Source organism: Allonocardiopsis opalescens, assembly GCF_003002095.1.
Classification (GTDB): Bacteria; Actinomycetota; Actinomycetes; order Streptosporangiales; family Streptosporangiaceae; genus Allonocardiopsis; species Allonocardiopsis opalescens.
Genome location: NZ_PVZC01000001.1, coordinates 367410 through 392557 on the forward strand (window position 1 = coordinate 367410; position 25148 = coordinate 392557).

Sequence of the window (25148 nt, forward strand, 5' to 3'; positions counted from 1 at the left end):
GCAGTGCGACTGCGGCACCCCGACGGCAGCACCGTCCACCTCGCCTACTGCACCAACGTCCACCCCGCCGAGACCGTCGACGGGCTGATCGACCAGCTGCGCCGCTACGGCGGCGCGGTGCGCGCCGCGCTCGGCACCGCCAGGGCCGGGCTCGGACTCTGGCTGCCCGCGCCCGCCGCCGCCCGGCTGGCCGAGGAGCCGGCCGAGGTCGACCGGCTGCGCACCGCGCTGGAGGCGCACGGCCTGGAGGTGGTCACCCTCAACGCCTTCCCCTACACCGGCTTCCACGCGCCGCGCGTCAAGAAGGACGTGTACCACCCCGACTGGACCCGGCCCGAGCGGCTGGACTACACCCTCGACTGCGCCCGGGTGCTGGCCCGGCTGCTGCCCGACGACGCCCGCCGCGGCAGCATCTCCACCCTCCCGCTGGCCTGGCGGGAGCCCTGGGACGGCGCCCGCGCCGCCATCGCCCGCGACCAGCTGCGCCGGCTGGCCGACCGCCTCGCCGAGCTGGCCGTGCACGAGGGCCGGCCGATCCGGGTGGCGCTGGAGCCCGAGCCCGGCTGCGTGGTGGAGAACACCTACGACGCCGCCCGGCGGCTGGCCGGCCTCGGCGGCGAGCACATCGGCGTCTGCCTGGACACCTGCCACCTGGCGGTCGGCTTCGAGGAGCCGGGGCCCGCGCTGCGGCGGCTGGCCGATGCCGGGCTGCCGGTGGTCAAGGTGCAGGCGTCGGCGGCGATCGAGGCGGCCGACCCGTCGGACCCGGCGGTGCGCGCCGCGCTCGGCGCCTTCGCCGAGGACCGCTTCCTGCACCAGGTGCGCGAGTCCGAGCCCGACGCCGCCGTCCTCGCCTCCCGCGACGACCTGCCGGACGCGCTGGACGGGCCGGGCGCGCTGCCCGGCAAGGGGCCGTGGCGGGTGCACTTCCACGTGCCCGTGCACGCCCCGCCCGCCGCGCCGCTGCTGGGCACCCAGCGGCACCTGGCCGACGCGCTCGGCGCGCTGTTCGGCGGCCCGGCGCCGCTCACCGACCACATCGAGGTCGAGACCTACACCTGGTCGGTGCTGCCCGAGGGGCGGCGGCCGGCCGACGACGCCGGCCTGGTGGCCGGACTGGCGGACGAGCTGGCCTGGGTGCGCGACCGGCTGACCGCCCTCGGACTGGAGGTGGTGTGATGCCGAGGCTCCTGGTGGTCGACGTCGTCGGCCTGACCCCGGCGCTGCTGCGGCACGCGCCGCGGCTGCGCGCGCTGGCGGCCGAGGGCTGGCAGGCGGAGCTGTCGACCGTGCTGCCCGCCGTGACCTGCTCGGTGCAGTCCACCTTCCTCACCGGCGCCGCGCCGCGCGAGCACGGCATCGTCGGCAACGGCTGGTACTTCCGCGAGCTGGGGGAGGTCTTCCTCTGGCGCCAGCACAACCGGCTGGTCGGCGGCGAGAAGGTGTGGGAGACGGCGCGGCGGCACCGCCCGGACTTCCGCACCGCCAACGTCTGCTGGTGGTACGCGATGGGCGCCGGCACCGACTGGACCGTCACCCCGCGCCCCGTCTACCACGCCGACGGCCGCAAGTCGCCCGACTGCTACACCCGCCCGCCCGAGCTGCACGACGAGCTGACCAGCGCGCTCGGCCCCTTCCCGCTCTTCCAGTACTGGGGCCCCACCGCCTCCATCAAGTCCACCGAGTGGATCGTGGCCGCCACCCGCCGGCTGCTGCCCCAGGCCGACCTCACCCTGTGCTACGTCCCGCACCTGGACTACGACCTCCAGCGCTACGGCCCCGACGCCCCGCAGGCCGCGGCGGCGGTCCGCGATGTCGACGCCGCGCTCGCCCCGCTGCTGGACGACGCCCGGCGGCTGGGCGCCGAGGTGGTGGTGCTCAGCGAGTACGGCATCACCCGCGCCAGCGAGCCCGTGCACGTCAACCGGGCGCTGCGCGAGGCGGGCTTGCTGGAGGTGTACGTGCAGGACGGCCGCGAGCTGCTGGACCCGTGGACCTCGCGCGCCTTCGCGGTCGCCGACCACCAGGTCGCGCACGTCTACGTCGCCGACCCGGCCGACGTGCCCAGGGTGGCCGAGCTGTGCGCCGCCCTCCCCGGCGTCGACCAGGTGCTCGACCGCGCGGGCCAGGCGGAGTACGGCCTGGACCACGAGCGGGCCGGCGAGCTGGTGCTGGTGGCCGGTACCGAGGCGTGGTTCACCTACTACTACTGGCTGGACGACGCCCGCGCCCCCGACTTCGCCCGCGGCGTGGAGATCCACAAGAAGCCCGGCTACGACCCGGCCGAGCTGTTCATGGACCCCGCCGACCGCACCGCCAAGCTCCGCGCGGGACTCAACCTGGCCCGCAAGGCCGTCGGCCTGCGCTACGCGATGGACGTGGTCCCGCTCGACCCCCGCTGGGTCCGCGGCACCCACGGCCGGCTCCCCGCCGACCCGGCCGACGGACCGGTGCTCATCTGCACCGACCGCTCCCTCGCCCGCGACCGCCTCGCGGCCGCCGAGGTCCGCGACCTCATGCTCGACCTCGCCGGCGTGCCGGCGCCGGCGAGGTCGGCCTGACGGCGGGGCCCGGCCGGAGGCGCGCCGAGCGCACGCCCCCGGCCGAGGCCCCCGCCGTCCCGGCTCTTTCCCATCCGCCAGGTCGGGGAACCGTCTGGCGGCACGATCACACTCGCGTCCGCGTCACCGCGCCCGGTCCTCCCGCGCCGCGCGTACGGCCGCGACGGCGTCGCCGACGCTGAGCCCGGTTCCGGTCGGCGGCGTGTAGCCGTCGAGGTACGCCGCCATATCGGCCACCTCGGTGGCTTCCGGCGACCGGCCCGCGGCGAAGGCGTTCGGCGGCTCGTGCGTCCCGTCGGGACCGTTCGGCTTCATGGTGCCATTCTGGCAAAGTGCGGATCGTGTGCCGACCCTTCGCCGGCGCTCATGCCTCCGCCAACCACCCGGCCACCGCCCGCGCCGCGTCCGCCGCGTGCTCCTCCAGCATGGTGAAGTGGTCGCCGGGGACCCGGACCTCCGTGTGCGGGGGGTGCCAGGTGAAGGGGGCCAGTTCGGTGCCGGAGCGGTCGCGGACCGGGTGCTCGGGGCGCAGCAGCAGGGTCGCGGCCGCGACGGGCTCCGGGCGCCAGGTCTCGAACAGGCGGACGTAGCCGCCCATGGCGGTCAGGCGGGCGGTGTCGGTGAGGCCGATGTCCTGTTCTCTGGCGGCGACGCCGGCTTCGATGACCTGGAGGGTGACCTCGTCGTCGGGTGAGGGCGGGTCGAGCAGGACGAGCGCCTGCGGGCCCTGGCCGCGCGCCTCCAGGCGGGCGGCCACGGCGTGGGCGAGCCAGGCGCCCGACGAGCGGCCGACCAGGGCGAACGGAGTGCCGCCCGCCGCGCGTACGGCCGCTTCGGTCTGGGCGTCGACGGCGGCGGCGACCGTGGCGGGCAGGGGTTCGCCGGCGCCGAAGCCGGGGTGGGGGAGCACCACCACGTCGCGCTCGCCGCGCAGGCCGGCGGCGAAGCGGGCGTACTCCTGGGGGCCGGAGACCATGACCAGGGACGGGAGGCAGACGAGGGCGGGGGCGCGGGGGCCGGCGGCCAGCGGGACGGGTGCGGGCGGGGCGGCCAGTTCGGCGGCCGAGCCGAACACCGGGCGGACCTGGGCGGCCGCCGCGGCCAGGGCGAGGCCCGCGCCGATCCTGCCCTGCCGGCAGGCGTCGCGGAACAGCGCGACCACGCCGTCCTCGGCCGCGGCGCCGGCCGCGGAGGGCGGGGCGTCGGGCGCGTCGGCCAGCCGCGCGGCCAGGTGGGCGGCGAGCGCGGCGGCGTCGGGGTGGGCGAAGAGCAGGCCGGCCGACAGCCGCAGCCCGGTGGCGGCGGCGAGCCGGTTGCGCAGCTCGATGGCGGTGAGCGAGTCGAAGCCGAGTTCTAGGAAGGCGCGCCCGGGCGGCTCCGCCGCCAGGTCGGCCCGGCCCAGCACCTCGGCGGCGTGCTCGCGCACCAGGTCGGCCAGCGCGGCCGTCCGCTCGGCGGGCGCCAGCCCGGCGAGCCGGCGCCGCAGCGCCTCGCCCGCCGGCCGCTCCCCGGCGGCCGCCCGGCGGCGCGGCGGCCGGACCAGGCCGCGCAGCAGCGGCGGCACCGCGCCGGTGCGCGCCGCCGCGGCGCGCACGGCCGCGCGGTCCAGCGGCAGCGCCACCAGGTGCGGCTCGCCGGAGCCGACGGAGGCGTCCAGCAGCTGCAGGGCCCGTTCGGTGGGGACGGGGACGATGCCGGACCTGGCCATCCGGGCGAGGTCGGCCGCGGTCAGGTGTCCGGTCATACTGCTGCGCCGCTCCCACATGCCCCAGGAGACGGCGGTGGCCGGCAGGCCGTGCGCCCGGCGGTAGCGGGCGAGCCCGTCCAGGAAGGCATTGGCCGCCGCGTAGTTGGCCTGGCCGGGGCTGCCGAGGACGCCGGAGACGGAGGAGAACAGGATGAACGCCTCGGGTTTCAGCGGCTGGGTCAGCTCGTGCAGATGCACGGCCGCGTCGACCTTGGGCCGCATCGCCCGCTCGATCCGGTCCGGGCCGAGCGCGGTCAGCACGGCGTCGTCCAGCACCCCGGCCACGTGCGCGACGGCGGTCAGCGGCACGTCGCCGGGGATGGCGGCCACCAGTTCGGCCAGCGCCGCCCGGTCGGCCGCGTCGCAGGCCGTGATGGAGAGGGCCGGCGGTTCTCCGTCGGGCCCGGCCAGCTCGGCCAGCCGCGCCGCCAGCTTCGACGCGTCCGGGCCGCTCATCCCGGTCCGGCCGACCAGGACGAGTCGGCGCGGCCGCAGCCGCTCGGCGAGGTGCAGGGCGACCAGCCCGCCCAGGGTCCCGCTCGCGCCGACGACCAGGACGGTGCCGCCGCCGGCGGCCGGTATGGCGTCCGGCTCGAAGCCGGGCGCGGGCGCGGGCAGCCGGGCCAGCCGGGGCACCAGGGCGGCGCCGTCCCTGAGCACCAGCTGCGGCTCGCCGGTGGCGGCCGCCGAGGGCAGCGCGGCCGCCGAGGCGGGGGCGGTGTCGGTGTCGACGATGACGAAGCGCCCGTCGTGCTCGCTCTGCGCCGAGCGGACCAGGCCCCACAGCGCCGCGTAGGAGAGGTCGGGCGCGCCGTCGTCGGGCAGCGCGGCCACCGCTCCCCGGGTCAGCACCAGCAGCTGTGAGCCGTCGAGCGCGTCGTCGGCCAGCCATTCGCACAACTGGGCGGTGGCGGCGACCGTGGCGGCCCGGGCCGCCTCCGCCAGCGCCGGCCCCTCCGCGGGCGCGGTGCCGGGCGGGGTGCCCCACGGCGCCACCGCGAAGGCGGGCGCGGGGGCGCCGGCCGCGACGGCGGCGCGCAGCGCGGCCAGGTCGGGATAGGAGGCGGCCGGATGCCCGGCGGCCGCGAGCGCGGCCCCGACTCCCAGCGGGTCGGGGCCGATCACGGCCCAGGCCGCGCCGGGAGCGCTCCGGCCGGGCGGCACCGGTGTCCACCCGACGGTGTATAGGTCGTCGGCGGCGGGGGCGGGCGCCTCGGCGGGGGCGTCGGGCAGCGGCCGCAGCACCAGTTCGCGCACCGCGGCGACCGGCGCCCCTTCGCTGTCCTCGGCGGTGAGCGCGACCGCGCCGCCGCCGAGCGGGCGCAGCCGCACCCGCAGCCGGGTGGCGGCCGAGGCGTGCAGCTCCACCCCGGCGAAGGAGAAGGGCAGCAGCGTGCCGGCCCCGCCGGCGTCCGGCCCGAAGGCCGCGGTGTGCAGGGCGGCGTCCAGCAGCGCGGGGTGCAGCGCGAAGCGGGCGGCCTCCGCCTGCCGCGCCTCGGCCAGCTCGACCTCGCCGTACACCTCGCCGCCGCGCCGCCATACGGCGCGCAGCCCCTGGAAGTCGGGGCCGTACTCGTAGCCGCGCTCCGCCAGCTCGGCGTAGACGCCGGACAGGTCGACGGGTTCGGCCCCGGCGGGCGGCCAGGCGCCGGCCCCGGTCCGCTGCTCGGCCGCGTCCTCGGCCAGGACGCCCCAGGCGTGCCGGGTCCACGGCGCCCCCTCGGCCCGGTCGGGCCGGGCGTGCACGGTGAAGGGGCGCCGCCCGTCCGCACCGGCCGGGCCGATGCCGACCTGGAGCCGCACCGCGCCCTCAGCGGGCAGCTCCAGCGGCGCGCCGAGGGTCAGTTCATCCACGCGCGGGCAGCCGGCGCCGTCGCCCGCGTGCAGGGCCATGTCGAGGAAGGCGGTGCCGGGCAGCAGCACGGTGCCGCGCACGGAGTGGCCGGCCAGCCACGGCTGGGCGCGCAGCGAGACCTGTCCGGTGATCAGCTGTCCGCCGGTCTCCGCCACCGGGACCGGCGGGTCGAGCAGGGCGTGCGCGTCCGCGGCGGCCGCGCGTCCGCCGCGCGGTGTGTCCAGCCAGAAGCGGCGCCGCTGGAAGGCGTAGGTGGGCAGGTCCACCCGGCGGGCGCCGGTGCCCTCGAAGACGGGGCGCCAGTCCACCGCCACCCCGCGCACCTGCGCCTCGGCCAGTGCGCGCAGGAAGTGCTCGGGCCCGCCCTCGCCGCGCCGCAGGGTGCCGAGCACGGCCGCGCCCGCCGCACCCGCCTCCTCCAGGGTCCGCTCGGCGGGCACGGTCAGCACCGGGTGCGGGCTCACCTCCACGAAGGCGGTGTGCCCGGCGGCGGCCAGCCCCGCGACGGCGTCGGCGAAGCGGACCGGGCGGCGCAGGTTGGCGAACCAGTGCCCGGCGTCCAGCCGCGCGCCGTCCACCGGGGCCCCGGTGACCGAGGACCAGAACGGCACCGCCGAGGCGCGCGGGCGCAGCCGGGCCAGCGCGGCGCGCAGCGGCCCGGCGACCGGGTCGACGCGGGCGGAGTGCGAGGCGTAGTCGACCGGGATCGACCGGGCGGGCACCCCCTCGGCCGCGCAGTGCGCGGCCAGCTCCGCCAGGGCGGCCGGCTCGCCGGCCACCACCACCGACTCCGGCCCGTTGACGGCGGCGATCTCCACGCGCCCGCCGCCGTACCGCTCCACCAGGCCGGCCGCCTCGCCCTCCGGCAGCGGCACCGACAGCATGCCGCCCGGCCCGGCCAGCGCGGCCGCCAGCCGGCTGCGCACCGCCACGACCGTGGCGGCGTCCTCCAGCGAGAGCGCCCCGGCCACGCAGGCGGCGGCCACCTCGCCCTGCGAGGAGCCGACCACCGCGGCCGGGCGCACCCCGTGGGCCCGCCACAGCTCCGCCAACGCGACCATCATCGCGAACAGGGCCGGCTGCACCACCTCGGCCCGCTCCAGCGGCGGCGCTCCCGGCTCACCGCGCAGCACCGCGCCCAGCGACCAGTCCACGTGCGGCGCCAGCGCCCGCTCGCAGGCCGCGATCCGCTCGGCGAACACCGGTGCCGACTCCAGCAGCCCGGCCGCCATCCCGGCCCACTGGCCGCCCTGGCCGGGGAAGACGAAGACGGGGCGCTCCGCCGCCCCCGCCCGGCCGACCGATACCGAGGGGTGCGGCTCGCCGTCGGCCAGCGCGGCCAGCCCCGCGCGCAGCTCTTCGCGGCCGGAGCCGACGACCACGGCCCGGTGCTCGAAGGCGCTGCGGGTGGTGGCCAGTGAGAAGCCGATGTCGGCGGGGCGGGGGGCGGCTTCGCCGCCGGTGCGCTCCAGCAGCCGGCGCGCCTGCGCGCGCAGCGCGGCGGGGCCGCGGCCCGACAGCGGCCACACCAGCGGCGCTCCGTCCGGCGCCCGGACGTCGTCGGCCGGCTCGGGCGCCTCCTCGGCCGGCGCCTCCTCGACGATGAGGTGCGCGTTGGTGCCGCTCATCCCGAAGGCCGACACCCCGGCGCGGCGCGGCCGCCCGGTGCGCGGCCACGGCCGGGCCTCCGTCAGCAGCTCGACGGCGCCCGCGCCCCAGTCGACGTGCGGGGTCGGCGCGTTCACGTGCAGGGTGCGCGGCAGTACGCCGTGCCGCAGCGCCTGGATCGTCTTGATCACACCGCCGATCCCGGCGGCCGCCACGGCGTGCCCGATGTTGGACTTCAGCGAGCCCAGGTAGAGCGGGCGGTCCGCGGGCCGGTCCCGGCCGTAGACGGCGATGACGGCCTGCGCCTCGATCGGGTCGCCCAGCGGCGTGCCGGTGCCGTGCGCCTCCACCGCGTCCACCTCGTCGGCGGCCAGCCGGGCGGCGGCCAGCGCCGCACGGATCACCCGCTGCTGCGCGGGGCCGTTGGGCGCGGTCAGGCCGCTGCTGGCGCCGTCCTGGTTCACCGCGGCGCCGCGCAGCAGCGCCAGCACGGGCAGGCCGAGCCGGCGCGCGTCCGAGAGGCGGGCGAGCAGCAGCATCCCGACGCCCTCGCTCCAGGCGGTGCCGTCGGCGGCGGCGGCGAAGGGCTTGCAGCGGCCGTCGGGGGCCAGGCCGCGCTGCCTGCTGAAGCCGACGAAGGCGCCGGGGCCGGCGTGGACGGCGGCGCCGCCGGCCAGCGCCAGCGTGCACTCGCCGGCGCGCAGCGCCCGACTGGCCAGGTGCAGGGCGACCAGCGAGGAGGAGCAGGCCGTGTCCAGGGCGACGGCCGGTCCCTCCAGGCCGAGCGCGTAGGAGATCCGCCCGGCCGCGACACTGGCGGCGGTGCCGGTGAGCAGGTAGCTCTCGACACCGTCGGGCGCCTCGTGCAGGCGCGGCCCGTACTCGGGGGTCTGCACTCCGGCGAACACCCCGGTCGCGCTGCCGCGCAGCGACACCGGGTCGATCCCGGCCCGCTCCACCGCCTCCCAGGCCACTTCGAGCAGCAGCCGCTGCTGCGGGTCGGCGGCCAGCGCCTCGCGCGGCCCGATCCCGAAGAAGGCCGGATCGAAGCGGTCGGCCCCTTCGATGAAGCCGCCCTCGCGCACGTAGGTGGTGCCCGGCCGGTCGGGGTCCGCGTCGTAGAGGTCGTCGAGCTCCCAGCCCCGGTCGCCCGGGAAGGGGCCGATGGCGTCGCGCTCCTGCTCGACCAGCCGCCACAGGTCCTCGGGCGACTCCACCCCGCCGGGGAAGCGGCAGCCGATGCCGAGCACCGCGATCGGCTCGTGCTCGCGCTCGGTCAGCTCCCGCACCTGGCCGCGGGCGCGGCGCAGGTCGGCGGTGACCTTCTTCAGCAAATCGCGGATCCTGCCGTCGCTGTCCACGGCGACCTGCCCCTCACATTGTCGGACCGGATGCGGTGAGGGATCTAGGAGATCCCGAACTCCCTGCTGATCAGGTCGATGAGCTGGTCGTCGGTGGCGTCCTCCAAGTCGCCGCCCGGCTCTGCCCCGGACTCGGACCCGGCCGGTGCGCTCTCCAGGCAGGCCAGCAGGGCGCGCAGCCGCTCCGCCAGCTCCGCGCGTGCGGGACCGTCCAGGACGCCGGCCGCCCGGCCGGTCACGGCCTCCTCCAGCCGGCGCAGCTCCGCCAGCGGGTCGGCCGGGTCCTGCGCGGCGGAGTCGGCCGCCAGCAGCTCGGCGAGGTGGCGCCCGAGGGCGACCGGGGAGGGGTGGTCGAAGACGACCGTGCTCGGCAGGGCCAGCCCGGTCGCCGCGGCCAGCCGGTCGCGCAGCTGGATCGCGGTGAGGGAGTCGGCGCCGGCCGCCAGGAAGCCCTGCTCGGGGTGGACGGCGTCCGCCGATGCGTACCCGAGCAGGGCGGCCGTCTCGGTGCGTACCAGGGCGAGCAGCGCGGGCCCGCGCTCGGACTCGGGCAGGGCGGCCAGTCCGGCGCCCGGCGCGGCCGCCGCCGGAGCCTCGGGCGGCTCCGCAGCGAGCGGGTGGGCGCCCCGCGCGGGCTCCGGGGCGGTGCGCGGCGGCTCGGCGAGCCAGAAGCTCCGCCGCTGGAAGGGGTAGCCGGGCAGGTCCACCCGGCGGGCGCCGTGCTCGGTGAAGTAGGCGTCCCAGTCGACGGACGCGCCGTGGGCGTGCAGCCGTCCCAGGGCCGCGGCGAGGACGGCCCGCTCGGACCGGTCGCGGCGCAGCGCGGGCACGGCCAGCAGTTCGGCGTCGCCGGCCGAGCGCTCCCGCACCGCGGCCGTCAGCGCGCTGTCGGGGCCGATCTCCAGGAAGGCGGTGACGCCGGCCTCCTCGCGCAGCCACCGCACGCCCTCGCCGAAGCGCACCGGCTCGCGGGCGTGCTCGGCCCAGTGGTCCGGCGAGCCCAGCCGCTCCGCGCCGGCCGGGCGGCCGGTGAGGTTGGCGACCAGCGGCACGGCGGGCTCGGCGGCCCGCAGTGCCGCGGCGGCCCGGCGCAGCTCGCCGAGCACGGGGTCGACGTGCGCGGAATGGAAGGCGTGCGCGGTGCGCAGGACCGTGCTGCGCAGCCCCGGGTGCCGCGCCGCGAGCTCGGCGGCCAGGGCGTGCACAGCGTCGCGGTCGCCGGAGACGACGGTGGCGGCGGGGCCGTTGACGGCGGCCACCGACACACCGGGGTACTCGGCGAGCCGCGCGGCGACCTGCTCGTGGGGCAGGCCGAGGGCGATCATCGCGCCGGTGGCGGGGAGGGCGTCCATCAGCCGGCCGCGGGCGGTGACGAGTGCGGCGGCGTCGGGGAGCGCCAGGGCGCCGGCGATGTGCGCGGCGGTGATCTCGCCGACGGAGTGCCCGATGACGTGGGTGGGGACGACCCCCCAGTGGCGGAGCAGCCGGGCCAGCGCGGTCTGGTGGGCGAAGAGGGCGGGCTGGGTGTAGGCGGTGCGGTGCACGAGCCGCGCGTCGGGGTGCTCGTCGGGGGCGTGCAGCACACCCAGCAGCGGCCGGTCCAGGTGCGGGTCCAGCTGGACGCACACCTCGTCCAGCGCGGCGGCGTAGACCGGGTGGGCGTCGTACAGCTCGCGGCCCATCCCCGGGCGCTGGCCGCCCTGGCCGGAGAACATGAAGGCCAGGCCGCCCGCCGCGTCCGGATCGGTGCGCACCAGGTCGGGATCGGCCGGCGTCAGGGCGTCCAGTCCGCTCAGCAGCTCGGCGCGGTCGCCGGCCACCAGGACGGCCTGGTGCGCCAGGCGGGCCCGCCCGGTGGCCTGCCCGTAGCCGATGTCGGCCGCGGTGTGGTCAGGCCGGGCCTCGGCGTGCAGCCGCAGCTGCCGCGCCTTGGCGGCCAGCGCCTGCGGGGTGCGGCCGGACAGCAGTACGGGGACCGGCCCGGGCGGGCCCCCCGCCGCGGCGGGGGCCGGCTCGGGCGCCTGCTCCAGGACGACGTGGGCGTTGGTGCCGCTGATGCCGAAGCCGGAGACGGCGGCGCGGCGGGGCCGGCCGGTGTCGGGCCAGGGGTGGGCGCGGTCCAGGAGGCGGACGCCGTCGTGCCAGTCGACGTGCGGGGTGGGGGCGTCGATGTGCAGGCTCGCCGGCAGGACGCCGTGCTGGAGCGCCAGCACGGTCTTGATGACGCCGCCCACCCCGGCCGCCGCCTGGGTGTGCCCGACATTGGACTTCAGCGAGCCCAGGTAGAGCGGGTGGCCGGTGGGGCGCTCGGCGCCGTAGGTGGCGAGGATGGCCTGGGCCTCGATGGGGTCGCCCAGCCGGGTGCCGGTGCCGTGCGCCTCGACCGCGTCGACGTCGCCCGGGGTGAGCCCGGCGGTGTCGAGCGCGGCGCGGATGACGCGCTGCTGGGCGGGGCCGTTGGGCGCGGTCAGCCCGTTGGACGCGCCGTCCTGGTTCACCGCGCTGCCCCGGACCACCGCGAGGATCGGGTGGCCCTCGCGCTGGGCGTCGGAGAGCCGGCGCAGGACCAGCATGCCGACGCCCTCGGCCCAGCCGGCGCCGTCGGCGGCGGCGGCGAAGGGCTTGCAGCGGCCGTCTGGGGCCAGGCCGCGCTGCCGCCCGAAGACCACGAAGGGGTCGGGGGTCGCCATCACGGTGGCGCCGCCGGCCAGGGCGAGCGTGCACTCGCCGGCCCGCAGCGCCTGGCAGGCCAGGTGCAGGGCGACCAGCGAGGAGGAGCAGGCGGTGTCCAGGGTGACGGCCGGGCCCTCCAGGCCGAGCGCGTAGGCGATCCGGCCCGAGGCGACGCTGCCCGCGGTACCGCTGCCGAAGTAGCCGGTCAGCTCGTCGGGCCGGCTCGTCGGGCCGGCGGCGTAGTCGTGGTACATCAGCCCCGTGTAGACCCCGGCGGGCGTCGCGGCGAGGGCGGCGGGGTCGATCCGGGCGTGTTCGAGCGCGTGGTAGGCGGTCTCCAGCAGCAGGCGCTGCTGGGGGTCCATGGCCAGGGCCTCGTGGGGGCTGATGCCGAAGAACTCGGGGTCGAAGCGGTCGGCGTCGTGCAGGAAGCCGCCCTCGCGCACGTAAGTGGTGCCCGGGTGGTCGGGGTCGGGATGGTGCAGGCCCTCCAGGTCCCAGCCCCGGTTGGCCGGGAACGGGCCGATGGCGTCGCGCTCCTCGATCAGCAGCCGCCACAGGTCCTCAGGGGTCTCCACCCCGCCGGGGAAGCGGCACGCCATCCCGACCACCGCGATGGGCTCGGCGGACCGGGCGGCCAGCTCCTCGGCCAGCTCCCGGTTCTGCCGCCGCAGCCGCTCCGCCTCCTTCAGCGAGGAGCGCAGCGCCTCGACCAGCCGTTCGCCGTCAGTCGTCATCTCGGTCCTCCGGGGCCGGCCGGTCCGCCGGCGTCGTCTCCGCCCAGGGCCAGGTGGACGAGGGTGTCGACGTCCATCGCGTCGATCGAGTCGGAGAGGCCGCCCGCCGCGGCCGCGGGGGCGGTCGCGGGGCCGCGCCGCTCGGCCTCGCCGGCCGGCGCCGCCGCGGGCTCGGGCCGGAGCTCGCGGGCGAGCAGTTCCGCCACGGCCTGCGGGGTGGGCCGGTCGAACAGCAGTGTGGCGGGCAGCCGAAGCCCGGTGGCGCCGTTCAATCGATTGCGCAACTCGATGGCGGTGAGGGAATCGAAACCGATCTCGGTGAAGGGCCGCCGTGCCGCCACATCGCGCACCGACGGGTGGCCGAGCACCGCGGCGGTGTGCTCGCGCACCAGTTCGAGCAGGCGCCGCTGAAGTTCGACCGGGTCGGCGGGCCGCTCGACCAGCGCCCGCCCCGCGCGCTCGGGCGGCGCCGCCGGTGCGGGGACCAGCCCGCGCAGCACGGCGGGCGGCTCCACGCCGCCGGTGCGCACCGACGCCGGGTCGATCCTGGCCGGGACGGCCAGGGCCAGGTCCTGGCGGAGCGCCGCGTCGAAGAGGGCGAGGCCGTCCTCGGCCGCCAGCGGCAGCAGGCCGCCGCGCGCCAGCCTGGCGCGGTCGGCGCCACCCAGGCGGGCCGCCATACCGTCCTCGGCCCAGGGGCCCCACGCCAGCGAGACGGCCGGCCGGCCGGACGCCCGGCGCCGGTGGGCCAGCGCGTCCAGGAAGGCGTTGGCCGCCGCGTAGTTGCCCTGGCCCGCGCTGCCCAGCACACCGGCGACCGAGGAGAACAGCACGAAGGCGGCCAGGTCCGCCCCGGCCGTCAGCTCGTCCAGGTGGACCGCGGCGTCGGCCTTCGCGCGCAGCACCCGGTCGGCGTGCTCGTCCGTCAGCGCGGTGAGGACGGCGTCGTCCACCACCCCGGCGGCGTGCACCACCGCGGTGAGCGGGTGCTCGGCGGGCACGCCCGCGAGCAGCGCGGCCAGCTCGGCGCGGTCGCCGAGATCGCAGGCGGCCAGGCTCGCCTCCGCGCCGAGAGCCGCCAGTTCGGCGGCGAACGCGGCCGCGCCCGGCGCCTGGGCGCCGCGGCGGCTCACCAGCAGCAGCCGCCGCACGCCGTGTGCTCGGGCCAGGTGCTCGGCCAGCAGGCGGCCGAGGGCGCCGGTGCCGCCGGTGACCAGCACGGTGCCGTCCGGGTCCAGCACCGGAGCGGCGCCGCCGCCCCGCACCGGGCTCAGCCGGGGGACCCGCGCCCTCCCGTTCCTGAGCGCGAGCTGCGGCTCGCCGCCCGCCAGGGCCGAGGGCAGCGCGCGGGCCGAGGCGTCGGTGCCGTCCAGGTCGACCAGGCCGAAGCGGCCCGGATGCTCGGTCTGCGCGGTCCGCAGCAGGCCCCACACCGGCGCCGCCGCCGGATCGGGCACCTCCTCGCCGGGCCCGGCCGCCACGGCGCCCCGGGTGGCCACCACCAGGCGTGTTCCGGCCGGCGCCGCCCCGAGGGCCCAGGACCGCACCAGGCCGAGCGCTTCGTGCAGGGTCGAGCGCACCGCGCCGGGCAGCGGCCCGTGCGCGCCGGCGACCGGCGCGATCACCACATCGGGGGCGGGGGCGCCGGCCGCCACGGCCGCGGCGAGCGCGGCGAGGGACGGGTGGCGGTCGGCGGGCGGCCCGCCGGGGCCGAACACGGCGGCGGCCGCCCGCCGCGGGCCCACGACCGCCAGGCGCACCGGCGCGGCACCGCCGGGCGCCGCGGCCTCCGGCCAGTCCAGCGCGTACAGGTCGCGCGCCCCCCGTGCCGCCGGGCGCAGCGCCAGTTCCGCCACGGACGCGATCGGCTCGCCGGCCGCGTCGCTCAGCAGGACCGAGACCGCGCCGGGCCCGGCCGGGGCGATCCGCACCCGGGCGCTGGCGGCGCCGGGCGCCCATATCCGCACGTCGGTCCAGGCGAAGGGCAGGACGACGCCGTCGTCGGCGGCGTCCCCGGCCAGCAGCAGGGCGTGCAGGGCGGCGTCCAGCAGGGCGGGGTGCAGGGAGAAGAGGCCGGCGCCCGCCCGCACCGGCTCGGGCAGCGCCACCTCGGCCAGGATCTCGGGGCCGCGCCGCCACAGCGCGCGCAGGCCCCTGAAGGCCGGGCCGTAGCGGTAGCCGAGGCGGGCCAGCCGCTCGTATCCGCCGGCCAGGTCGACGGCCGCGGCGTCCGGCGGCGGCCACGCCTGCTCGGCCGCCGTCTCGGCCGCGTCCGCGTCCGCGCCGGGCGCGAGCACCCCGGCGGCGTGCCGCGTCCAGGCGCCGGGATCGGTGTCGGAGGCGTCCTCGGGGCGGGAGTGGACGGTGAAGGCGCGGGCTCCGTCCGCCCCGGGCGCCGCGACCGCGATCTGCACGGCGGCCGCGCCGCCCGCGGGAAGGGTGAGCGGGGCGGCGAGGGTCAGCTCCGCCACCCTCGGGCAGCCGGTGCGGGCGCCGGCCGCGGCGGCCAGTTCGGCGAAGGCGGCGCCCGGCAGCAGCACCTCGCCCAGTACGGCGTGGTCGGCGAGCCAGCCGCCGGCCTGGGCGGAGAGCCGGCCGGTGAGCAGCAGCCCGCCGTCGGGGAGCGGGACGGAGACGCTCAGCAGCGGGTGGTCGGCGCCGCGCAGTCCGGCCGCGGCGAGATCGGTCGAGCGCGCCGGGGCGGCCCAGAAGCGGCGCCGCTGGAAGGGGTAGCCGGGCAGGTCGACGCGGCGGGCGCCGCGCCCGGCGAGCACGGCCGCCCAGTCCGGGTCGCGCCCGCCGGTGTGCAGCCGGGCGAGCGCCGCAGCGAGCGCGCCCGCCTCCGGCCGGCCGCGCCGCTGGGCGGCCACCACGGCGGCCTGGACGCCCTCGGGCAGGCAGGCGCCGACCATCGGGCTGAGCGCCGCGTCCGGCCCCACTTCCAGGAAGGTGCGCGCTCCGGCCGCGAGCAGGCCGGCCACCGCGTCGGCGAAGCGGACGGTGTTCCTGGCCTGGTCCACCCAGTACTCGGGCGTGGCCAGTTCGGCGCCGACCTCCCGCCCGGTCAGGGCGGAGACGACCGGGACCGACGGGCGGCCGGGCCGCAGGCCGCGCACCGCCGCGGCCAGCGGGTCGAGCACGGGGTCCATGTGCGCGGAGTGGAAGGCGTGGCTGGTGCGCAGCGCCGTGGTCCGGTGCCCCTGCGCCTTGAGGGCGTCGGCCAGCGCGCGCACGGCCTCGCGGTCGCCGGAGACGACCGTGGCGGCCGGGCCGTTGACCGCCGCGACGGAGACGCCCGGGTGGGCGGCGAGGTGGGGGGCCAGGTCCTCGGGGGAGAGCGCGACGGCGGCCATCGCGCCGGTGGCGGGGAGGGCGTCCATCAGCCGGCCGCGGGCGGCGACCAGCGCGGCGGCGTCGGGGAGCGCCAGGGCGCCGGCGATGTGCGCGGCGGTGATCTCGCCGACGGAGTGCCCGACGAGCTGGTCGGGGGTGATCCCCCAGTGGCGGAGCAGGCTGACGAGCGCGGTCTGGTGGGCGAAGAGGGCGGGCTGGGTGTAGGCGGTGCGGTGCACGAGCCGCGCGTCGGGGTGCTCGTCGGGGGCGTGCATGATCGGGCGCAGCGGCCGGTCCAGGTGCGGATCGAGCTGCGCGCACACCTCGTCCAGCGCGGCGGCGTAGACCGGGTGGGCGTCGTACAGCTCGCGGCCCATGCCCGGGCGCTGGCTGCCCTGGCCGGAGAAGACGAAGGCCAGGCCGCCCGGCGGGTCCTGTTCGGTGCGCACCGCGGCCGGGTCGGACCCGCCCGCGGCCAGGGCGTCCAGCCCCCGCAGCAGTTCGGTGCGGTCCGCCGCCACCACCGCGGCCCGCTCCTGCAGCGCCGCCCGGGCGCCGCGGGCGAGCGCGAGGTCGGCGGGCCGGTGGTCCGGGTGGGCGCGCAGGTGCGCGGCCAGCCCGGCCGCCTGCGCGCGCAGGGCCGACGGGTCCTTGGCCGAGAGCGGGACCGGCACCGGCACCTGCGGCGCCTGCGGGTCCGCCGCGGCGGGTGGCTCCCGGTCGGCCTCGGGCGCCTGCTCCACGATGACGTGGGCGTTGGTGCCGCTGATGCCGAAGCCGGAGACGGCGGCGCGGCGGGGCCGGCCGGTGGCGGGCCAGGGGTGGGCGCGGTCCAGGAGGCGGACGCCGTCGTGCCAGTCGACGTGCGGGCTGGGCGCGTCGATGTGCAGGCTCGCCGGCAGGACGCCGTGCCGCATCGCCTGCACCATCTTGATCACGCCGCCGACGCCCGCGGCGGCCTGGGTGTGCCCGACATTGGACTTCAGCGAGCCCAGGTACAGCGGCCGGCCGGCGGGCCGGTCGGCGCCGTAGGCGGCCAGGATGGCCTGGGCCTCGATGGGGTCGCCCAGCCGGGTGCCGGTGCCGTGCGCCTCCACGGCGTCGATGTCGCCGGGCACGAGTCCGGCGCTGTCGAGCGCGGCGCGGATGACGCGCTGCTGGGCGGGGCCGTTGGGCGCGGTCAGCCCGTTGGAGGTGCCGTCCTGGTTGATGGCCGAGCCGGTCAGCAGCGCCAGCACCCGGTGCCCGTTGCGGCGCGCGTCCGACAGCCGCTCCAGCACCAGCATGCCGACGCCCTCGGCCCAGGAGGTGCCGTCGGCGGCGGCGGCGAAGGGCTTGCAGCGGCCGTCGGGGGCCAGGCCGCGCTGCCGGGCGAACTCCACGAAGATGCCGGGATTGGGCACCACGGTGACGCCGCCGGCCAGCGCCAGGCCGCACTCGCCGTCGCGCAGCGCCTGGCGGGCCAGGTGCATGGCGACCAGCGAGGAGGAGCAGGCCGTGTCCACCGAGACCGCGGGCCCCTCCGCGCCGAAGGCGTAGGCGATCCGCCCCGAGAGCACGCTGTTGTGGGTGCCGGTGAGGACGAAGCCCTGGAGTTCCGCGGGCGCCTCGTGCAGGCGCGGGCCGTAGTCGGTCGCCATCCCGCCGACGAACACCCCGGTGGGTGTCGCGGTGAGGGAGCCGGGGTCGATCCGGGCGTGTTCGAGCGCGTGGTAGGTGGTCTCCAGCAGCAGGCGCTGCTGGGGGTCCATCGCGAGGGCTTCGCGGGGGCTGATGCCGAAGAAGGCGTTGTCGAAGCGGTCGGCGTCGTGCAGGAAGCCGCCCTCGCGCACGTAGGTGGTGGCGGGGTGGTCGGGGTCGGGGTGGTGGAGCCGGTCGAGGTCCCAGCCGCGATTGGTGGGGAAGGGGGTGATGGCGTCGCGCTCCTCGATCAGCAGCCGCCACAGGTCCTCTGGGCTCGCCACTCCGCCGGGGAAGTGGCAGGCCATGCCCACCACGGCGACCGGCTCCTCGGCCACGGCCCGGCGGGCCGGGACGGGCGCGGGAGCCGGGGCGCCGCCGAGCAGTTCGGTCCGCAGCAGCCGCGCCAGCGCGCCCGGCGTCGGATGGTCGAAGACCATCGTGGCGCTGAGCCGCAGCCCGGTCGTCGCCCGCAGCCGGTTGCGCAGCTCCACCGAACCGGCCGAGTCGAGGCCCAGGTCCCGGAAGGCGCTGTCGGCGCCGAGTTCCCCGGCCGCGGCCTCACCGAGTACCGAGGCGAGGCCCGTCCGCACCAGTTCGACCAGCAGGCCGTCGGCCTCGGCCGGCGGCAGCGCCGCCAGCCGCTCGCGCAGCGCGTCGGCGGGCGAGGAGTCCGGCGAGGCGGCCGCCCCGGCGGCGGGGGCCGGCGCGGGAACCCGCACCGGCCGGGTCGCGCGGCCCGCGAAGGCGGACTCCCAGTCGACCGGGACGCCCTGGACGTGCGCGGCGGCCAGCGCGGTGAGGAACTGCTCGCCGCCCGCGCTCCGGCGCCGCAGCGTGCCCAGGGCGGTGGCGTCGCCCGCTGCCGTCGCCTCCGCGGTCTCCTCGACGGCCATGGTGAGGACGGGATGCGGGCTGACCTCGATGAACACCCGTTCGCCCGCGGCGAGCGCGGCGCGGGTCGCGTCGGCGAAGCGGACGGTGGACCGCAGATTGCGGGTCCAGTATCCGGCGTCGGCCGGCTCGTCGAGCAGGCCGCCCGCCAGTCCCGAGTAGTACGGCAGCAGCGGCCGGCGCGGCTCGACCGGGGCCAGTTCCGCCGCCAGCCGCTCGCGCAGCGCGTCGATGTGCGGGGAGTGCGCGGCGAGGCCGACCGGGATCACCCGCGCCGTCACCCCCTCGGCGGTCAGCGCCGCCACGGCCTCGGCGACGGCGCCGGCGTCGCCGGAGACGACCGACGAGCGCGGCCCGTTCACCGCCGCCAGCGAGATCCGGCCCGACCAGCGCTCCAGTACCGGCGCCAGCCGCTCGGGATCCAGCGCGACCATCGCCATGTCGCCGCGTCCGGCCAGGGTGGCCTGCGCCCTGCTCCACAGGGCGACCACCCGCGTCGCGTCGGCGAGGGAGAGCGCGCCGGAGACGTAGGCCGCCGCGACCTCGCCCAGGCTGTGGCCGAGCACGGCGCGCGGCCGGACCCCGCTCGCCTCCCAGAGCGCCGCCAGCCCGACCATGACCGCGAACAGCGCCGGCTGCACCACATCGGCCCGCTCCAGCGCGGGCGAGCCGGGGGCGCCGCGCAGCAGCTCCGTGAGCGACCAGTCGGCGTAGGGGGCCAGCTCCCGCTCACACGCGGCGATCGCGGCGGCGTAGACGGGGGAGGAGTCGAGCAGGTCGGCCGCCATCCGGGGCCACTGCGAGCCCTGCCCGGGGAAGACGAACACCGCCCCGGGCGCGGTGCCGGCGCGGCCGCGCAGGATGTGGGCGGCGTCGCGCCCCTCGGCCAGCGCGGAGAGCCCGTCCAGGAGGCCGGCGCGGTCGGCCGCCGGCACCACGGCGCGGTGCGCGCGGCCGTCGTCGGCGGAGGTGACCGCGTGGGCGGTGTCGGCCACCGCGGCCGGCGGGCCGCCGGCCGCGGTGGCAATGTGCTCGCGCAGCCGCCCGGCGCGCTCCCGCAGCTCGCCGGGGCTCGCGCCCGACAGCACGCACGGCACCACCCCGGGGAGCGACGGGCCGCCCCAGGCGGGGAGGGCGCGGATGATCGAGGACAGCGGGGTCAGGGCGGTCGGAGCGTCGCCGGCGGGCGGGACGGAATCCGCCCGCACGTCATTCCCTCGCACAAGCTCTCCTGGCTCTACCTCATGGCGCGGCGCTACCCGTGGGGCGCGGATGCCGGATCTGCCGTGAACGTCGATCGGTGCGCGGCATACCGGAAGCCGGGATCGGGACGGCGGCGCCGGTACGCAGGAGCACCGGGCGGGCTCACCCCGAGCGCGGAGTCCGGCCGGTGGCGGCCCGCGTGGCCGGACTGCGAAGAGGTCGCGGAAGGGCGAAGGGAAGGGGGAGGCGGCTGCTCCCGATGCCTTGCATGCTGTGTCCAGGATCTGGTCGGAGGGTCACTGGCCGGGCGACGACATCAGGAGACGGCATACTCGTAACATTAGTTACATAAGGGCATATGTGTGACTGATGGGAACGATCATCCCGAATAGTCTAACTCCACCGGGTGAAAGCAGCAAGATCCTGCATTTTTGCGCACTCTCCGCAATCAATACGGTCGTGCGTATGGCGCACAAATTCGCGTTTTAAAAGCGTATGGCCCCGAAGTGCGCTCCGGCACTTCGGGGCCATCCCAATTACTCTCCGTCGCCGCGCGCCCGCGCGCCGCGGCGGCCTCACCGCCCGCGGGTCGCGGCCACCTCCGCGAGGTACTTGCGGGCCAGCACCGGGTCCAGCAGCCAGTTCTGGTAGTCGGGCGGGTAGTCCCAGCCCTGGATCCACCGGTCCGCGACCTCGGGGTAGACCATGGCGGCGCCCATGACCTCCTGCAGGTGCTCGGGCAGTTCCGTGTCCCACATCGTGGAGATCATCTGCGCCCACATTTCGGCACTCTGCCCGTAGGACCAGAAATCCTCGAACATCCGCCGGAGGTAGGCTTCGTCGAAGGGTCGGTCGCCGCGGTCCAGAATGCTGGTGAGATAGCTTTTCGCGCAGCGTGTGGAGTTGTTCCAGCCCTGGCCGCCGAACGGGTCGGTGGTGACGACCACGTCGGCGATGCCCAGGACGAGGCCGCCGGAGGGCAGCCGCCCCACCGGCTGCCGCACCTGCGGGTGCAGCCGCTCGATCAGCCGGCTCTTGCCGTCGATGAGCACCGCGTTCCTGCACCGCTCGTAGTACTCCGGCATGTGCTGCCTGAGGTGGTCCTTCATCCGGTCCAGCTGCTGCTGCGGACTCGGCTTGTCGTGCCAGGTGTCGACCGCGCCGCCCGGCTCGCCCACCAGGAAGAGGGAGTGGCACGGGCCCTGCGCGGTGAGCACCGGCACCAGGAAGACGTTGCCCGCCGGGGTGGTGGCGACCCAGCCGGTCGTGTCGTCGGAGTCGCCGGTCGACGCCACACCGTCGATGTACACCTGCGCCAGCACGCGCTCGCGGGCGGCGCTGATCCGGCTCGGGTCGCGGTCGAAGAGCGCGCCGAGCTCGCCGGCGCCGACCGCCACCACGACCAGGTCGAACATGCGCGAGAAGTAGTCGAGGTCGCTCAGGGTGACGCCGTGGATCACGACCTTGCCGCCGCGGTCCTCGAAGTACTCCAGCCAGTCGGCCATCTTGACCCGCCGGTCGACCGAGAGGATGTAGCCGTCGTTGCGCCCCTGGATCACCATCGGCGGCGAGCCCGGCGGGTACATGTGGACGTTGAACTTCTCCATGTGCGGCGCGACCGAGCTCCAGAAGTCCAGTTGGAGTTCGCGCTCGTAGCCCAGCACGGTCGGCAGGGTGAACTGGGTGATCGAGGGCCGTCCGGTGCGGATCTCGATGGACGTCTGCCCTGTGATCAGGGTGACGTCGTAGCCGTGGCTCAGCAGCCCGTGGGCCAGGTGCAGACCGGACTGACCCGCGCCGACGATGAGGATTTTGCGCATCCTGATGACTTTCCCGGGAACGGTCGGAGGGAGTGGGACGGAGCCGCCGCTGGCGGCACGACCGCCGGCGAGCGGGGTGCGGCCGGAGACTCGGTCAGCCGACGAGCTCGGCGTCTCGCTTCCCGCTGGCCATGGCGTACTCCAGCATCGTGACGAGCACCCGCCCGGAGGAGCGGCGGTCGCGTGCGTCGAAGTCGATGACCGGGACGCTCTCGGGGATTTCGAGCGCCTCCCTGACCTGGTCGACGGTGTACGCGAGCTGTCCGTCGAAGCGGTTCAGGGCGACGACGTAGGGGATCTGCTTGTTCTCGAAGTAGTCGACCGCGTCGAAGCTCTCGGCGAGGCGGTTGCAGTCGACCACCACGACGGCGCCGACCGCGCCCCTGACCAGGTCGTCCCACATGAACCAGAACCGGGACTGCCCCGGCGTGCCGAACATGTACATGATCAGCTGCTGGTCGATGGTGATCCGGCCGAAGTCCATCGCCACCGTGGTGGTCGTCTTGTTCGGCGTGGCCGAAGTGTCGTCGACGTCGTTGCTCGCCGCGGTCATGATGGCCTCGGTCGTCACCGGGGGGATCTCGGAGACCGAGCCGACCAGGGTCGTCTTGCCGGCGCCGAAGCCGCCGGCGATCACGATCTTGGTCGAGACCTTCATGTTGGCGTCACTGGAAGAGTCGTTCGAGACCACGAAGCGCCCTCTCGAGAACCTGGTTTTCCGATGGACTGTGACCCGTGATTGTCGGGTGGATGAACACGATGCCCTGGTCGGCGAGATCGCTCAGCAGGACCTGGGTGACGCCGAGGGGGATCTTCAGCTCGGCCGACACCTCGGCCACGGACCGCGCCTCCCGGCACAGCTCGTAGATGTCGCGCGACTCCGGCATCATGTTCCGGGGCGGACTCGCCATGGGGTCCGCGACCGAAACGAGCGTCTGCACCATGAGCGGGTGCCGCGACCGCGTCCGCCCACCCGTGAAGGTGTACGGCCGGATGCGGGTGCTCCTGCGCCTTCGGTAGCTCATCAGTGGGGCAACCTCTTCATCCGTTGGCTCAAGGCTTTCGGGACGGCCACGGTCAGTTTCCGATCACTTCGCGGAGCCGGGAGCGCAGCTGCGGGGTGAGCACGTGGCCCGCGTTCTCCACCAGCAGCGCCATCTGGTAGGCGACGATCTTCATGTCCGCCTCGCTGGAGCTCAGCACCCCGAGGCAGGAACCGTCGCTGATCGACATCACGAACAGGTGCCCGCGCTTCATCCGGACGATCAGCTGCTCGCAGTCGCCCTTGTTGAACAGCCGCGCCCCGCCCAGGGCCAGGCTGTGCAGGCCGCTGGTGATGGCGGCCAACTGCTCGGCGTGCTCCTCGGGGAAGTCGCGGGACGCGGTGAGCAGCAGCCCGTCGGAGGACACCACGATCGCGTGCTCGACCCCGGGGACCTCGTTGACGAAGTTCGAGATGAGCCAGGTGAAGTTCTCCGCGCTATCACTCATCTGGTGATTCATGGGGTTTCCAGCTTCTTGCTAGGCGTTGTGCAGGACGGTTGAGCTCAGGGACGGCACAGGAGGGACGGGTCGCCGGACCGCTGGCCGGCCGCCGACCGGTCGGCCTAGCCGTCGTCCTTCTCCAGCGCCGCGCGCTCGCCTTCCAGGAAGCCGTCGAGGTCGGCGCGGATCCGCTCCGCGCGGTCCTCCGCCGACTCCTGCGGCCGCTCGTCGGCCTGCTCGGTCTGCTGGTCGGCCATTGGCAGCGGGGTGGTGGATCTGTTGGCGCTGCGCCGGGGGAGTCCGGCCGCGGTGACGGCGGAGCCCGACGAGTCGTGTGGACGCGGACCCTGCCGGTCCGGGAGGGAAGAGCTCATAGTCGACGCTGCTCGGGAGACGGGGGGAGGGGTGGACCGGCTGACCGTCGGCATCGTGGACATCGACGCCGCGGGCACGGGCTCCGGCTCGGGGGCCGGTCCGGTCGCGTGCAGCAGATCGGCGGGGACCACGACGAAGGCGCTGGTGCCGCGGAAGGCCCGCGGCTCCAGCTGGACCTCCAGCCCGTGGCGGTGCGCGATCCGGCTGACCACGTAGATGCCCATGTGCCGGATCACGTCCTCGTCGAGCTCGGGGGTGCCCGAGAGCCGCGAGTTGAGGTTGGTGAGCTGGTCCTTGGGGATGCCGATGCCCTCGTCCTCGACCACCAGCAGCAGCCGCCCGTCGTCCATCGGCTGCCCGCTGATCACCACCTGGGCGTGGTCGGGGGACTTGGCGGTGGCGTTGTCCAGCAGCTCCGCCAGCAGGTGGCTGATGTCGTCGGCGGCCATGCCGGACAGGAAGGTCTCCGGCAGCCGGCCGACGTTGACCCGGTTGTAGTCCTTGATCTCGGACACGGCCGCGCGGGCCACGTCGAGCAGCGGCACCGGGCCGCTCCGGGGGTCGCCGGTCTCCTGGTCGGCCAGGACCAGAAGGTTCTCGCCGTTGCGCCGCATCCGGGTGGCGAGGTTGTCGATCTTGAACAGCTGGTCCAGGAGCCCGGGGTCGTCGGTGGTCTCCTCCAGGTCCTCCACGATGGCCAGCATCGAGTCGACCAGGGTGAGGTCGCGGATGGCCAGGCTGGCCAGCGCGTCCGTCAGCGGCCGCTGCTCGGCGGGCACCGGTACCGGGGGCTGCTCGGCGACCGGCTGCGCGGCGGCGACGGGCTGCGGCCGCTGCTCGGGCTGCGGCGCGGGGGCCTGCTGGACCTGCGCCGGCTGCTGCGCGGGCTGGGGGGCCGGCGCGTAGTGCTGCGGCGGGACCGGCTGGTACTGCGGCTGCTGGAGCTGGTTGGGGTGGGGGTAGGGCGCGGCCGGATGGGGCGCGACCGGCTGCGCGTACTGGTGGTGCAGCTGCTGCTGCGGCGCCGGCTGGCCCGGCCAGGCGGGGGCCTGCTGGGGGTGCGCCTGCTGGGTGGGATGCGGCATCGTGACCTGCCGCTGCGGCTCGGGCCGCCGGGCGAGCCCGATGCGGCTCAGGAAGCGGCGGAACCGTCCCTGCTGCGGGGGACGGGACTGATCGGATGTCATCATCTGCGCCAGCGGGTAGCCATTGCGACCATCCGGTGACGGCGCCTGTGCCACAACACGTCTCCTCGTCAGGTTGGCGATCGATCACGACGCGCCCGCGGGCGGCGCCGTGCCGGGGAACCGGGGCGGTGGACAAGTCCGACGGCGGCCTGCCGCGGCCCGCTCTCAGGGGTACCGCGCGACCCGCCTTCGTGGGCGACCGGGTGCGCCGCCGATCACGGGAAATGTCCGCACGCGCAACTCAATGGATTGTCGGCAGAGTCGCGGGAAACGGCGATTCCGGCGGCCAGCCTAGCGCAGCGGCCCGTACTGGGCAGGGGGTTCAGCACATCGGCGGAAATCCGAGCAAAGGTAACCGACCCGTTCGGGCCTGCGCAGGTGCGCGCCACGAGGCCGGGCCGAGGCCGAAATATAACATTTGTAAGCAGTGAGGCAATGTGGGCGATTTCCGGTAGCCCGTTCGCACGCCGAAGTGTGCGCATTGAGAACAAGGCCGAGTCCGCCGGACGGCCGCCGGCCCCGCCGGGGCCGGCGCTGTGAGATTGGGAACAGAGTGGCTCGCCGCCGCCCCGGGCCGCGGACCCCTAGCCGGGCGGCGGCGGGCCGCCGCTCTCCCGGGGCGCCGGCCG

At 76.7% G+C, this 25148-nt stretch carries 11 protein-coding genes; 2 read left to right on the top strand and 9 right to left on the bottom strand.

Going from position 1 to position 25148, the window contains the following annotated elements:
• Positions 1–3: 3 nt before the first annotated feature.
• Both eboE and CLV72_RS01590 read left to right on the top strand, forming a co-directional pair.
• Positions 4–1179, top strand: coding sequence for a metabolite traffic protein EboE (gene eboE / locus CLV72_RS01585; protein WP_106237940.1), 1176 nt, complete (start codon positions 4–6; stop codon positions 1177–1179).
• The gene (locus tag CLV72_RS01590) at positions 1179–2561 is read left to right on the top strand and encodes an alkaline phosphatase family protein (RefSeq protein WP_106237943.1); all 1383 of its coding nucleotides are present in this window, start codon (positions 1179–1181) and stop codon (positions 2559–2561) included. Before eboE ends, CLV72_RS01590 begins: the two co-directional genes overlap by 1 nt.
• A 123-nt stretch (positions 2562–2684) precedes the next feature.
• Here the strand turns inward: CLV72_RS01590 and CLV72_RS01595 are convergent, their stop codons facing one another.
• The 9 genes from CLV72_RS01595 to CLV72_RS01635 all read right to left on the bottom strand — a co-directional run bounded on the left by CLV72_RS01595 (position 2685) and on the right by CLV72_RS01635 (position 24522).
• Positions 2685–2876: a hypothetical protein gene (locus tag CLV72_RS01595; protein WP_106237947.1), complete on the bottom strand. Its 192-nt coding sequence runs from the start codon at positions 2874–2876 to the stop codon at positions 2685–2687.
• A gap of 49 nt (positions 2877–2925) precedes the next feature.
• Positions 2926–9105 carry a type I polyketide synthase gene (locus tag CLV72_RS01600; protein ID WP_245929806.1) on the bottom strand — a complete coding sequence of 2060 codons (6180 nt, stop codon included), beginning with the start codon at positions 9103–9105 and terminating at the stop codon, positions 2926–2928.
• Between the two features lie 71 nt (positions 9106–9176).
• Complete coding sequence (locus CLV72_RS01605; RefSeq protein WP_106237952.1) at positions 9177–12542, bottom strand: type I polyketide synthase; 3366 nt, start codon at positions 12540–12542, stop codon at positions 9177–9179.
• Complete coding sequence (locus tag CLV72_RS01610) at positions 12539–19672, bottom strand: type I polyketide synthase (protein WP_146159311.1); 7134 nt, start codon at positions 19670–19672, stop codon at positions 12539–12541. The genes CLV72_RS01605 and CLV72_RS01610 overlap by 4 nt, the downstream gene beginning before the upstream one ends.
• Positions 19673–20227: 555 nt before the next feature.
• A complete protein-coding gene (locus CLV72_RS01615) occupies positions 20228–21472 on the bottom strand; it encodes a styrene monooxygenase/indole monooxygenase family protein (RefSeq protein ID WP_106237959.1) in 1245 nt (414 codons plus the stop codon).
• 94 nt (positions 21473–21566) lie between these two features.
• Positions 21567–22130: a GTP-binding protein gene (locus CLV72_RS01620; RefSeq protein WP_106237961.1), complete on the bottom strand. Its 564-nt coding sequence runs from the start codon at positions 22128–22130 to the stop codon at positions 21567–21569.
• Positions 22131–22137: 7 nt separating this feature from the next.
• Entirely contained in the window at positions 22138–22497 is a 360-nt protein-coding gene (locus CLV72_RS01625; RefSeq protein ID WP_106237964.1) for a DUF742 domain-containing protein, read from the bottom strand.
• 52 nt (positions 22498–22549) lie between these two features.
• A complete protein-coding gene (locus tag CLV72_RS01630; protein WP_106237966.1) occupies positions 22550–22963 on the bottom strand; it encodes a roadblock/LC7 domain-containing protein in 414 nt (137 codons plus the stop codon).
• A 116-nt stretch (positions 22964–23079) separates the two neighbouring features.
• Positions 23080–24522: a sensor histidine kinase gene (locus tag CLV72_RS01635; protein WP_146159312.1), complete on the bottom strand. Its 1443-nt coding sequence runs from the start codon at positions 24520–24522 to the stop codon at positions 23080–23082.
• Positions 24523–25148 lie beyond the last annotated feature (626 nt).